At 55.7% G+C, this 12,950-nt stretch carries 13 protein-coding genes and 1 riboswitch; of the genes, 5 read left to right on the top strand and 8 right to left on the bottom strand.

The genetic code is table 11. The annotated features are described in order from the left end of the window. Positions 1-95: 95 nt before the first annotated feature. The 8 genes from K365_RS0121880 to K365_RS0121840 all read right to left on the bottom strand — a co-directional run bounded on the left by K365_RS0121880 (position 96) and on the right by K365_RS0121840 (position 7,158). Positions 96-941, bottom strand: a complete 846-nt coding sequence (locus tag K365_RS0121880; RefSeq protein WP_006967682.1) for an aminotransferase class IV — start codon at positions 939-941, stop codon at positions 96-98. A gap of 85 nt (positions 942-1,026) precedes the next feature. Further along, positions 1,027-1,842, bottom strand: a complete 816-nt coding sequence (thiD, locus tag K365_RS0121875; protein ID WP_024336313.1) for a bifunctional hydroxymethylpyrimidine kinase/phosphomethylpyrimidine kinase — start codon at positions 1,840-1,842, stop codon at positions 1,027-1,029. Between the two features lie 2 nt (positions 1,843-1,844). Next, positions 1,845-2,477 (bottom strand): thiamine phosphate synthase, encoded by a 633-nt coding sequence (thiE, locus tag K365_RS0121870; protein WP_034625208.1) that lies wholly within the window; start codon positions 2,475-2,477, stop codon positions 1,845-1,847. Positions 2,478-2,481: 4 nt separating this feature from the next. Then, the gene (gene thiM / locus K365_RS0121865; RefSeq protein ID WP_006967679.1) at positions 2,482-3,279 is read right to left on the bottom strand and encodes a hydroxyethylthiazole kinase; all 798 of its coding nucleotides are present in this window, start codon (positions 3,277-3,279) and stop codon (positions 2,482-2,484) included. Between the two features lie 190 nt (positions 3,280-3,469). Beyond that, positions 3,470-4,438, bottom strand: a complete 969-nt coding sequence (locus tag K365_RS0121860) for an ABC transporter substrate-binding protein (protein ID WP_024336312.1) — start codon at positions 4,436-4,438, stop codon at positions 3,470-3,472. 18 nt (positions 4,439-4,456) lie between these two features. Continuing rightward, positions 4,457-5,197: an ABC transporter permease gene (locus K365_RS0121855; RefSeq protein WP_024336311.1), complete on the bottom strand. Its 741-nt coding sequence runs from the start codon at positions 5,195-5,197 to the stop codon at positions 4,457-4,459. Further along, positions 5,194-5,931, bottom strand: a complete 738-nt coding sequence (locus K365_RS0121850) for an ABC transporter ATP-binding protein (RefSeq protein WP_024336310.1) — start codon at positions 5,929-5,931, stop codon at positions 5,194-5,196. The genes K365_RS0121855 and K365_RS0121850 overlap by 4 nt, the downstream gene beginning before the upstream one ends. 95 nt (positions 5,932-6,026) lie before the next feature. Next, positions 6,027-6,136: riboswitch (TPP riboswitch) on the bottom strand. 131 nt (positions 6,137-6,267) lie between these two features. Further along, on the bottom strand, positions 6,268-7,158 hold the full coding sequence (locus tag K365_RS0121840) for a DMT family transporter (RefSeq protein ID WP_245569240.1): 891 nt from the start codon (positions 7,156-7,158) through the stop codon (positions 6,268-6,270). Between the two features lie 201 nt (positions 7,159-7,359). Between K365_RS0121840 and K365_RS29185 the strand changes: the two genes are divergently transcribed. The 5 genes from K365_RS29185 to K365_RS0121815 all read left to right on the top strand — a co-directional run bounded on the left by K365_RS29185 (position 7,360) and on the right by K365_RS0121815 (position 12,946). After that, positions 7,360-7,491 (top strand): hypothetical protein, encoded by a 132-nt coding sequence (locus tag K365_RS29185; RefSeq protein ID WP_006967666.1) that lies wholly within the window; start codon positions 7,360-7,362, stop codon positions 7,489-7,491. Then, on the top strand, positions 7,488-8,567 hold the full coding sequence (locus K365_RS0121830) for a flavin monoamine oxidase family protein (protein WP_024336308.1): 1,080 nt from the start codon (positions 7,488-7,490) through the stop codon (positions 8,565-8,567). The genes K365_RS29185 and K365_RS0121830 overlap by 4 nt, the downstream gene beginning before the upstream one ends. After that, the gene (locus K365_RS0121825) at positions 8,564-9,652 is read left to right on the top strand and encodes a geranylgeranyl reductase family protein (RefSeq protein WP_024336307.1); all 1,089 of its coding nucleotides are present in this window, start codon (positions 8,564-8,566) and stop codon (positions 9,650-9,652) included. The genes K365_RS0121830 and K365_RS0121825 overlap by 4 nt, the downstream gene beginning before the upstream one ends. A gap of 107 nt (positions 9,653-9,759) precedes the next feature. Further along, positions 9,760-10,479, top strand: coding sequence for a BamJ family beta-barrel-assembly machinery protein (gene bamJ, locus K365_RS0121820; RefSeq protein WP_024336306.1), 720 nt, complete (start codon positions 9,760-9,762; stop codon positions 10,477-10,479). Positions 10,480-10,507: 28 nt separating this feature from the next. Continuing rightward, positions 10,508-12,946, top strand: a complete 2,439-nt coding sequence (locus tag K365_RS0121815; protein ID WP_006967662.1) for a bifunctional acetate--CoA ligase family protein/GNAT family N-acetyltransferase — start codon at positions 10,508-10,510, stop codon at positions 12,944-12,946. Positions 12,947-12,950: the final 4 nt, after the last annotated feature.

Raw genomic sequence — 12,950 nt, 5'->3', positions numbered from 1 at the left:
AGGCTGTGGGCTGAAAGTCGATCCTGAGAAATTCGGATATTTTCCAATGCCTGTTATATATAAAAGAGACAGATGGATAAGTCAACATCAAAGCATCAAAGGGAAGTGAGATCTGCATAGGCGGCCTGAAGCGCTCTGGCTGTCGGACCGGGCTTGCCGTTTCCCACGGGCCGGCCGTTGAGCGCCACAATGGGGGTGACTTCCGTGGTGGTTCCGGTGATCATCAGTTCCGATGCCAGATGAATTCGGTTTTCATATATGGGGGATTCTGACGTCAGGATATCTGATTTTTGGCAAATTTCCAGCACGGTTTCTCTGGTAATACCTCCCAGGATATAATTGGACAGAGGCGCCGTGGTCACAATATTGTCAAACACGGCCATGAAATTGGAGTGGGTCCCTTCCATCAATACCCCGTCCCGGACAAAAATGGCTTCAGCCGCCCCGTTTTCAGCGGCCTGTTGATTGGCCAGCACATTGGCGGTCAACCCCGTGGTTTTCATGTCACACCGGGACCACCGGATATCAGGCACGGTGATGGCATGAATACCCGTATGTCTTGAACGTTCTCTGGCGCTCGGATCAAATGGGGACACACACACATATAGCGTGGGTTCCGGGTCCGGGACCGGAAACGGATGATTGCGCGGGGCACACCCCCGGGTCACATGGATATAGACCAGCGCATCCTGGGATTCAAGATGATTTTGGGAAATCAGATCCCGGACCACAGGAATCAGAAAAGAAAAGTCCTTACAGGAAAGCGCCAGATGCCTTGCCCCGTGATTCAGGCGACGGATATGGGCCTCCGGCCGGAACAGTCGGCCCGGATAGTACCGGATCACTTCATACAGGCTGTCGCTGAACAAAAACCCCCGGTCATCCGGACGAATGCAAATATCGTCTTTTGGCATGAACCGGCCGTCAAAATATGCAATCATATGTCACCTCATCAAAATGCAAATACCATCTTATAAAACCAGGCATTGGGTCATGTCAACACAGGAGTTGTTTTTTTGATGCGCATCACGGGTCAGGCCAGAGCGCGTGGAAATGGTGCACCGGCCCGTGACCGTGTCCGATGGAAAAATCAGCCCCGGCCGTCAGGGCTGCGGTGATATAGGTTTTGGCCTGGGCCACAGCGTCTTCCATATCCATGCCCCGGGCCAGTCCGGCGCAGATGGCTGAAGACAAAGTACATCCCGTGCCGTGGGAATTGGGGGTTGACACCCGTTTTCCGGGCAGCTCACGCAACCGGCCGGTGTCGGTTGAAAACAGCAGATCATGGCTCCCGGTCTCTTCCAGGTGGCCGCCTTTGAGCAGGACATGGGGGCATCCCAGATCCGCCAGGTCCCGGACTGCGGTGTCCATGTCGGTCCGGGAGATGACGGGCCGGCCCAGCAGCACGGACGCTTCCGGCAGGTTCGGGGTGATGATGTTTGCCAGGGGAATCAAGGTCTGCTTTAAAGCGGTCACGGCATCGTCCTGGAGCAGTTTGTCGCCGCTTTTGGCCACCATGACCGGATCCAGCACCAGGTTGGGGATACCCCATTTTTTCAGGTGTTGGGCCACAATATTGATCACTTCCGGAGAATGGAGCATGCCGATTTTCACGGCATCTGTGCCGATATCCGAAAGCACCGCATCGATCTGCTGTCCGATGAATTCCGAAGGAACCGGAAAAATCCCGGTCACTTCCCGGGTGTTCTGGGCCGTGAGGGCCGTGATGACCGACATGCCGAAACACCCCAGGGCTGAAAAGGTTTTCAGGTCCGCCTGGATCCCGGCCCCGCCCCCGCTGTCGGATCCGGCAATGGTCAGTGCCCGATGATAGGTTTTCATGGTCAGGTCTCCTTGTCTGTGGATGAATCAAAACAGTGTGCCAGATTCCGGGCCGCTGTAAAGGGATCTTCGGCCGAGCAGATGGCGGACACCACGGCCACGGCATCGGCCCCGGCCCGGATGATCTCTTTTGCATTGGCTGCATTCAATCCGCCGATGGCCACCAGAGAATGCCGGGAATACGCCCGGATCCGGGCCAGACCGTCCAGGCCCCAGGGGGACCGGGTGTCGGTTTTGGTGGGGGTGGCAAAGACCGGGCTGACCCCCAGATACGCCACATCCAGGTTCTGGGCCGCTTCCACATCCGCCCAGGTTTCCACGGACAACCCGATGATTGCGTTGGATCCCATCAACCGCCGGGCCGCATCATACGGCATATCGCTCTGGCCCAGATGCACCCCGTCGGCCCCGGCAGCCAGGGCGATGTCCACCCGGTCATTGATGATCAACGGAATGCCGGCGGATGCAAGAACCGGTTTCAGGGCCAGGGCCTGATTCAGAAATTTTCGGGTGGATGCGGTTTTTTCCCGCAGCTGTACACAGGCGATCCCGGCCCGGACCGCATCCGCCACAATGGATGCCAGGGGCCTGCCCAGGCACAGAGTCTGGTCGGTGACAAGATATATGCCGTGCATGGGATTACGCCTTGAAATGCTGCTGGATATCGGATTCAGACAGCCGGTACAGGGCATCCAGAAACTGCACCTGAAAGCTGCCGGGGCCGGCTGCGTTCCGGCCGGCGATTTCTCCGGCAATCCCCATGACGGCCATGGCATGGGCCGTCGCCTGAACCAAATTTGCATTGACCGCGGCAAACGCCCCGCACAAGGCCGAGGCCGTACATCCTAAGCCCGTGACCCGGGGCATCATGGCGTGACCGCTTTTGATTTTGATCACGTCATTGGTTTTGATGATATAATCGGTTTCTCCGGTGATGCACAAGACACTGCCGTGTTCCCGGCTGAGCCCTTTGGCCGTATCCACGGCCAGGTCTGCGGCACTGGCACTGTCCACGCCCTTGGTGACGGCATTTTGACTGCCTAAAGCCATGATTTCCGACCCATTGCCTCGGATGATACCGGGTTTGAACTGATGCATGAGTTTTTTTGCCGTGTCTGTGCGGTAGGCCGTGGCGCCGGCCCCCACCGGGTCCAGCACCATGGGAATCTGTTTGTCGGATGCAGCCTGTGCGGCCAGAAACATGGCCGCAATCCATGGATCGCTCAATGTGCCGATGTTGATCACCAGGGCGCCGGCAATGCCGGTCATGTCCGCCACTTCCTGTTCGGCATGGGCCATCACCGGGGAAGCCCCCAGTGCCAGCAATGCGTTGGCCGTGTTGTTCATGACCACGAAATTGGTGATGTTGTGCACCAGCGGAGAGGTCTTTCGAATGGCCTGAACATCGGTAAATATGGTTTTCGGGGTGATGGTCATATTTCCTCCTTGTTTCATGGTTTAATGATGTCCCATATACTGATTTATTACACCACAAAGGGCACGAAGCGCACGAAGGATCATAGAACGAAACGATCAATTATCATTTGATTCGAAATTTCATCACATACCATCTTCGTGGCCTTCGCGGTAAAAATCCAGCAGCACCATTATTTTCCATTGTTTTTGGTTACTGCCAGGTGTGAATCAAACGGGCGGCATCCACCTGGTTCTGAATAAGCCCGTGGGTCCGGGCGAAATCGGCAAACGCCTGCCATTTGTCCGGATCATGGCCCAGGGTGGTTGCAAAATAGGGCCGGGTCAACGCAAAGGCGTCGGTTTCCATTTTTTTGTCCGCCTGGGGCACGGCATCCAGATACAGGGCCAAAGATTGTTCCGGATATGCCGCCACATGCGCAAATGCCTGTTCCATGGCCAGAACAAATCCTTTGATGGCATCCTGTTTTTCTTTCAGTATGGCAGGACTGCAAACAAAGATCAGTTCTTCATAATCCGGGATCCCCCATTTTTCCAGCTCGAAAAATGCGGCTTTGTAGCCGTGCTGGGCCATACCCACGGTTTCATAGGTCTTGAACGGCCCCATGACCGCATCCACCTGGCCGGATACCAGGGCCGGCAGAATGGTGAATCCCACATTCACGGGGGTGTAATCGTCAATCTTGTTGATGGATGCAAAGGCGTGAAGCAGCACATCCATGAGCCCGGGCACGGTATAGCCGATTTTTTTGCCGGACAGATCCTGAGGATGGTCAAAACCTGTGTCCGCCAGATACAAAAGCGTGGTCAACGGATGCCGGACCAGGGGCGCCACCACTTTTAAGGCCAGACCCTGGTCCGCGGCTATAATGGTCTGGGGCTGGTAGGATACAGCCAGGTCCACATTGCCGGTGGCGGCCAGTTTCAGGGCATCTGCGGTTTCCGACGGGGAAATGATCTCCACGGAAATTCCCTGGGCGTTAAAAAACCCTTTTTCCCGGGCCACATAAACGGGCAGATGATCCACATTGGGAAACCAGTCCAGCATCAGGCGCAACGTTTGTTTTGCAGAAGACGGGGAGGCCGTCTGATCCGCAGATAAATCAGGTGCGGCCGCCAGGATGAAAAACAGACAGATAAAATGGATAAAAAATGATTTCATAATGTTATTTCCTTTTTTTCAAGTGTTCCAGGTGATGATTTTTTTTTCAAGTATTCCCACCAGGGTCCATAAAGCCATTCCCATGGCCGCCAGCCACAGGATGGCGGCAAACACCAAAGGAGTCTGGAGTCTGGCATTGGACTGGATCATGAGAAACCCCAGCCCCTGCTGGGCCCCCACCCATTCGCCGATCACCGCACCGATGGTGGCCACGGACACCCCCACCCGGAGACCGGCAAAAAACCGGGGCAATGCCCAGGGCCAGTACAGCAGGGTCAGGGTTTTCAGAAATGAAGCGCCCATGAGTGAAAACAGGGTCCGGTATTCCGGATCACAGGATTTCAATCCCTGGACCAGGCTTACAGTGATGGGAAAAAAGATGATGATCCAGGCCATGAAGACCTTGGAGGCCATGCCGTATCCCAGCCAGATCACCAGCAGCGGGGCCAGGGCGAACACCGGAATGGCCTGGGATGCCACCAGAAACGGAGACAATGCTTTTTCCAGCACCGGTCTGGCAAACATGGCAATGGCCAGGGGAATGGCCGTGGTTAAAGCCAGAACAATGCCCAGAACGATTTCCGTCCCCGTGACTGCGGCATGGGGCAGAATCATCGGGGCCTGGACCACGGCGGTTTTCAGGATCAGGGATGGTGGCGGCAGAATAAATACCGGGATGGCCCATATTCTGACCGCACCTTCCCATCCTGCCAGCAAAAAAGTGATCAGCCCCAGGGCAATCAGGCCGGATCGGTTCATACGGCTTCTCCTTTCACCAGATGCGCCAGAATATCCGCTTTGATATGCAGCAGATCAGGGTCGTCAAATGCCCGGGGTTTGGGCTGATTCACCTGAATTCGCCGGATAAGGGTCATGGGCAGGGAACTGGACACAAAAATGTCATCTGCCAGCAGCAACGCCTCGTCCACATCATGGGTGATCATGAGAATGGTTTTGGCAAATTCGGTCTGGAGCAGCAGCAGCAGATGCTGCAACCGCTGCCGGGTGATGGCGTCCAGGGCGGACAAGGGTTCGTCCAGCAGGATCAGGTCCCGGTCAAACATCAGGGTTCTCACCAGCGCGCACCGCTGACGCATGCCGCCCGATACCTGGTTCGGCCGGTGGGATTCATATCCGTCCAGTCCCAGGCGGGAAAACAGGTTTTCTGCCCGAATCCTTGCACCGGCCATGTCCCGGCCCCGGGTTCGGGCCGGAAGCAATGCATTGTCCATCAGTGAAAACCAGGGCAACAACAGATCTTTCTGGTGCATATAGGCGCACAGACTGCCTAAGTGGGGCACGGTTTGCCCCTGCCAGGTGATGGTCCCTTCATCGGCTGGGGTCACACCGGTAAGGGTGTTGAACAAGGTGGTTTTGCCGCACCCCGATGGTCCGAGCAGCACCTGGAACCGGCCGGCGGGCAGCTGCAGGTCCAGCCCTGAAAACACGGGCTGTCCATTATAATATTTTGCCAGGTCGGTGATCTGGAGCATTCCATCCGCCCTTGGGATTTTGTGACTTCAAGTTAAAAAAAAGCCGGGCCGGGTAAGGGGCAGGCAGATGAACCCGCAGAAAAAGAAAGAAAGTTAAGTATTGGAATCGACTTTCCTTCGCCAGTATGACCTGGATCAGGTTCCAGGGGTCGAAACAGCAGTTTGTTTCCTCTCAGCCGGCTCCCCGGCTCCCCCAGTCCACCACCGCACGCTGCACGGTTATATCAAAAAGATATATACAGCCCATGAAGTTTTGTCAACCGGGATGTCAGGGCCGGATCAGCCGCAAAATCGGGAATCGCATGTTTGACCGGGGCAATGGTGCTGGAAAATTTTTCACCCGTTTGTGTGGCTGTTTTTTTTAATGGCATACAGCTGGGAGACAAGCATTCCGGTCAGCATGAGCACACACCCGAAAATAGCCCTACCGGACAAAAGTTCATGTAAGATGATCCATCCGCCCAGGGCCGCCACCACGGATTCCAGGCACAGGATAATGGCGGCATGGGAGGCCGGGCTGTTTTTCTGCCCGAAAATCTGCAGGGAATAGGCCACGCCCACGGAAAACACCCCGCCATAGATCAGCGGGAGGGTGATTTTCAAGATATCGGCCAGCACAAAGGTTTCAAATATCCAAGCCACGCTTAAGCTGAGCACCGAACAGACCCCGCACTGGACCAGGGACAGGGCCGCCGTGCTGAACCGGGTGCAGAACCGTTCTATCACAATCATGTGACAGGCAAAACAGATGGCGGAAAAAAATACCAGCATATCCCCGAAATTGATATCCATGTCCCGGTTGACGCTGAGCAGGTACATGCCGATGCTGGCCAGCAAAGCCCCCACCCAGGTCCCGGCCCCGGTTCGGGTCTGCCGCAGAAACAGGCCGATAATGGGCACCATTACCACATAAAGCCCGGTGATGAACCCGGCTTTGCCGGCTGTGGTGTATACAATGCCCACCTGTTGAAAAGAGATCCCGGCAAACAGCACCACCCCTGAGACCATGCCGGATTTTATCAGATCTTTGTCACTGCCTTCATAAATTTTTTTTCTGGACATCCACACAAACGGCAGCAAAGACAGACCCCCCAGCACAAACCGGAGCCCGTTGAAGGTGAACGGGCCCACATGTTCCATCCCCACCCGCTGGGCCACAAATGCCAGTCCCCAGATGGACGCGGCCAGCAGCAGAAGCAGATCGGATTTCAGGGTATCGGATTTCATGGTTTGGAAATATTGCACCGGGGTCAAATTTTTTAAAAAAATATCTTTATCATTCAACGGAAAAATTTGAAAGTCCAATTTTTTAGTGTCATGATCAGCGTGAAAATACCATCGATGTTTGAAAATTTGGTTTTGTGCGTATATGATGAATAAAAAAGGCGTATAACAGCGGATCATCCATATTTTAAACCGGAGCAACATATGAAAACAATCGGACTGCTGGGGGGCACGGAAATCGGGATGCTGATTCAGCAGGAGGACACCTTGGTAAAACTGGTGGATACCACAGTGATCCATGCACAGGAAGCCGTGGCATATGCAACGGTCTCATGACGGTTGAAACAGTAGATACCCTGATCATCGGGGCGGGTTTGAGCGGAATATATGCGGCCTCGCTTCTGGCAAAAGCAAACCGGTCCTTTGTGATTTTCGAGGCCCGGGACCGGGTGGGCGGCCGAATCCTGTGTCCAAAGTATCAGGGATATTCTCCCGACCTGGGCCCATCCTGGTACTGGCCGGCCATTAATCCTAAAATAGACCAGCTGGTCCGGAACTTAGGTTTGACCGGATACCCCCAGTATGAAACCGGTCACGGCAGGTTTCAGGCCGTGGACGGGCATGCCAGAACCATTCCCGGATATCCCATGGAACCGGAAGGGTGGCGCATATCCGGCGGCATGATCACGCTGGTGAACGGCCTGTATCAACATTTGCCCGAAGGGGTGGTGCGCTTGAGCCATCCGGTGTGCGGCATTGAAAAAATGACAGACCATGTGGCGGTCCTTGTGGGAAAAATCGGAGACCCGCCCCAAAGCGTTTTTCGAGCAAATCAGGTGATTTTGGCCATACCGCCCCGCCTGGCCGGGGCCACGATTTTATTTACCCCGGATCTGTCCCATGAACTGACCCAGGCCATGCTCAGGACCAGCACCTGGATGGCGGGCCAGGCCAAGTTCTTTGCCCTGTACGATCAGGCGGACTGGCGGAAAATCGGGTTGTCCGGCCAGGCGTTCAGCCAGCACGGCCCGCTGGGAGAGGTGCATGACGGGTCCAACGGACCGGGAAAACCCTTCGGCCTGACCGGATTTGTGGGGATTCCGGCGGCCCAGCGCAGAGACCGGCAGCAGATGGTCCAGGCCATCCTTCTTCAGCTTCAGATTCTGTATGGCGAAAACGCCCAACACCCGGCCGCGGTTTTTTACAGGGACTGGGCCATGGAGCCGTTTACCGCCACCGAGTACGACCAGCGGGCCGCCCATGCCCATCCCGTGTATGAACCGCCATCCGGCAGAACCGATATCTGGGACGGCCGGGTCTGTTTTGCCGGCACGGAAACATCCGATCATTTCGGCGGATATCTTGAAGGGGCCCTGGCCAGTGCACAGCGGGCCGTCAAAGGGATCCTATGACCTATGACGTGATCATTGCCGGGGCCGGACCGGCCGGAACTTCTGCGGGATTTGATCTGGCGTCCGCCGGGTATTCCGTGCTTCTGCTGGACCGGAAATCCTTTCCCCGGAAAAAAGCCTGTGCCGGGGGGCTGACGCCTAAGGCCGCGGCATGTTTCGCCTGTGATATTTCTGGGCTGATCGAGCGGTCCTGTAACAAGATGGTGATACACCGGCCGGATGGATCTTTTTTCACCATTAAAGCGACCCGTCCGCTGTGCCATATGACACAGCGAAAAGATCTGGATCTGTTCTGCCTGAATCAGGCCCTGGCCGCCGGCGCCCGGTTTCAAATCGTTGACCGCATCCATGCCCTGGTTCAGGAAAAAGAGACCGTGACCCTTCACACCTCCGCAGGACCATTGACCGCATCCTATGTGATCGGGGCGGATGGTGCCAATTCACGGATCCGGGCATTGCTTAACCGCCAGGCCCGGCCATACCGGATCCGGAAAATACACGGTCTGGAAGCCGATGTTCAGGTGAGCCGGCCGGATCAGGTGGTCATGGCATTCGCGTTTTTCAGGGACCTGCCCGGTTATTACTGGGTCTTTCCTAAAAAAACGCATATCAACATCGGAATATTCAGCCATGATCACACCCCGGTATCGGTCCGGAACCTGGCCGCCTTTGCCCGGGATTGCTTTGGCACGGATGCATTGTCCGACATCACAGGCTACCCCATCGGTACCGGCGGGGGCCGGGGGTTCCGAAGCCCGGGGGGCGGACGGGTCCTGCTGGCCGGGGATGCGGCCGGATTTGCCGAATCGGTTTTCGGGGAAGGGATCTATTTTGCAGTGAGATCCGGCCGGATCGCCGCAGCCGCCATTTGTCAGGCTCTGGAGAAAAAAATGCGGGCATTGTCTGTGTATAACCGGTCTCTGGCCGGCCTGCGCCTGGATCTGGGGGTGTCCCGATACGGGGCCGCTGCATTGTACCGATGGACGGCGCCGTGTCTCAAATTTGCCGGTATTCCGGCGGTTTATCACCATTTTTCCAAGGGATATGCCGCAGGCCGGCCTTTGTTGCGGATGTTTCTGCCATAAAAATACTTTATACATCCGACAACCCGTCATGGCGGGCATTGTTATTTGAAGCAATTTCTGATATCAATATATTTTTTAAAATCCTATAAACAAAAGGAATTTTGTAAATGACATTGAAAAAACATTATCTGGCTGTGATCCTGGCGGCAGTCCTGTTCGCTCTGCCGGCCTCTGTTTGGGCCAGTGAAGAAACAGCGGAACCCAAATTACACAAAGCCAGTGCGGATGACCGGGTCAGTTATGCCATTGGATATGATATCACCAATCGGTTGAAAGACAGTTTTGACATCAATCCGGAACTGTTTTTACAGGGGATGAAAGACAGCCTGGCAGGAGAGACATCCATGACACCGGAAAAAATGCAGGAAACCCTGATGGAGTTCCAGGCCATGGCCCAGGAAAAGCAGATGGCGGCGCAAAGCAAAAAAGCAGCGGAAAACAAAGTCGCGGGTGAAGCGTTTCTGGCGGAAAACAAAACCAAAAAAGGGGTAAAAACCCTGGAATCCGGACTTCAGTATAAAGTGATCACACCGGGTACGGGGTCGTCTCCGAAACTCAGCGACAAAGTAAAATGTCATTACCGGGGATCTTTGCTCAATGGCCGGGAATTTGATTCTTCCTATCAGCGCAATGAACCGGCTGAATTTCCCGTGAACGGGGTGATCAAAGGCTGGACCGAAGCGTTGCAGCTCATGAAAGTCGGCGCCAAATGGATGCTGTATGTTCCGGCGGATCTGGCCTATGGGGATCAGGGTGCCGGAAACGTCATCGAGCCGGGATCCACATTGATTTTTGAAGTGGAACTGCTGGAAATCCAGAAAAGCTGATTTCACGATATAACGATCAAAGAATTCCATGACCATTGAAAATTTAGACCGGGTGTTTGAACCCGGGTCCGTGGCCGTGATCGGTGCCACTGACCGGCCGGGAAGCGTCGGAGCCACGGTGATGCACAATCTTGGGTCCCGGAAATTTAAGGGAACGGTGTTGCCTGTGAATCCCGGTCGAACCTCGGTGATGGGCATTGATGCGTGTGCGGATGTCCGGGACCTGCCCGCCGATGTGGACCTGGCTGTGGTGGCGGTTCCCATCCTTCAGGTGCCGGAAATTCTGGAAACCTGTGTGGCCAAAAAAGTGGGCGGGGCAGTGATACTTTCGGCGGGTGATGTATGGCCCACTCCCCGGCAGAATGCGGTTTTCCAGCAGATCAAAGCCATGGCCGGCCGGTCGGGCATGCGGATTCTGGGACCTGATTCCGTGGGGTTTATTCATACCGGAATCGGATTAAATGCCAGTTTCATGCACCAGACCCCGTTGCAGGGGCGCATGGCGTTTTTGTCCCAGAGCGGTGCGGTATGCACCTCCGTGCTGGATCTGGCGGTCCGGGAAAATGTGGGGTTCAGTCATTTTGTGAGCTTAGGTTCCAAGCTGGATGTGAATTTTTCCGATATGCTCGATTATCTGGGAACCCTGCCGGATGTGGATTCCATTGTCATGTATGTGGAATCCGTCACCCGGATGCGCCGGTTCATGAGTGCGGCCCGGGCCGTGTCCCGGATCAAACCCATCATTGCCCTGAAATCCAGACGATCCGGAAAAATCAGTGGGCCGGGGGATCTGGATGAAGACCAGATGTATGATGCGGCGTTTAAACGGGCCGGTATTCTGCGGGTCAATGAATTTGAAGCCCTGTTCGACTGTGCTGAATTTCTGGCCAAGCAGCAGCGGCCCAAAGGGTCCCGCCTGGCCATTGTTTCCAATGCCAGAGGGATCGGGGAGATGGCCAGAGATGCCCTGGTCCGCCATGGCCTGGAACCGGCAGCCCTGGATTCAGCCACCATTGAAAAACTGGATGCCCTGCTGTCGGACGGCTGGAGCCGGGCCAATCCCATTGCCCTGCTCCGGGCCGCCACCCCGAAGCAGTATGTACAAGTGGTGAAAACCTGCATTCAGGCCCCGGAGATCGATGGCCTGCTGTTACTCAGCTCTCCGGTGGGTATTTATGACTGCACCACCATTGCGAAATCATTGGTGGATCTGTTAAAGACCACCCCGTTTCCGGTGTTTACCGCCTGGCTGGGGGGGATGACCATCGACGACTCCAGGGAAATCTTCAACCGGCACGGCATCGTCACCTATGACACACCGGAACGGGCGGTCCGGGCGTTTGTCAATCTGTACCAATACGGCCGGAACATGGAAGCGCTCCAGCAGATTCCCTATACCACGGACAAACGCCTGAAGATCGACCGGGATGCGGCATCTTTGATTATTGATGATGCCGCATCCCGGGGAGAGACACACCTGCCGCCCCAAACAGCAGCGGATCTGGCAGGGGCCTATGATATTCATATCAAACCGCTGCCCGCCGGGGTGGCGCCCGACTATGCCCTGAACCTGTCGGCGAAATACACGGACCTGTTCGGACCGGTGATCCGGTTTGGGATCGGCGGGCTCATGACCGAAGTGCTTTCCGATATGGCCGTGGCTTTGCCGCCGCTGAACCGGATGCTGGCCGAACGGACCATCAAAAGTACCCGGATTTCCCGGCTGCTGCTGGGCCGGGGCAATGTGGCGGGCGTGGATCTTGACGTGCTCGAGGAAACCATGATTCTGGTGAGCCGCATGGTCACAGACTATCCGGCCATACAGACCCTGGCGCTCAACCCCATCCAGATTGCTGACGGAGAAATTTATATTTCCGAAATTGCGGTGACCGTGGCGGCCCCGGCTGTGTGTGCGCCGGCCCATCTGATCATCAGCCCCTATCCCTGGTGGCAGGAATCCGAATTCATCACCCGGGACAACGAACGGATTTTCATGCGCCCGGTGCGGCCCGGAGATGCCCAGCAGATGATCGATCTGTTTTCCGATCTGTCCCCGGAAACCATTTTCATGCGGTTTTTTTCGCCGTTGAAACGAATTTCCCGGCCCATGCTGGCGCGTCTCAGCCAGATCGACTATGACCGGGAGATTGCATTGTGCGCCTTTGCCGGTGACGGGGAGGCCCGCAAACTCATCGGGGTGGCAAGGATCATTTTTATGCCGGACGGCAAAACCGGGGAATTTGCCGTGGTGGTGGCCGATGACTGGCACGGCAAAGGCATTGGCAGCGTGCTGCTCAAACAGGCCATGATCAGTGCGAAAAAATACGGCTTGTCCGTGGTGTCCGGACTGGTGCTGACCAACAATGCCCCCATGGTGGCTATGGGACAGAAAATCGGATTTTCAGTGGCCCGTGATCCGGATTCCGCTGAATACCGCCTGACCATCCAGCTCAAGGATCTGGGGTAAGGGA

This window comes from Desulfotignum balticum DSM 7044 (genome assembly GCF_000421285.1).
In the GTDB taxonomy this organism is placed as follows: Bacteria; Desulfobacterota; Desulfobacteria; order Desulfobacterales; family Desulfobacteraceae; genus Desulfotignum; species Desulfotignum balticum.
Note: the sequence above shows the minus strand (reverse complement) of the source record. Positions and strands in the feature narration are given on the sequence as shown.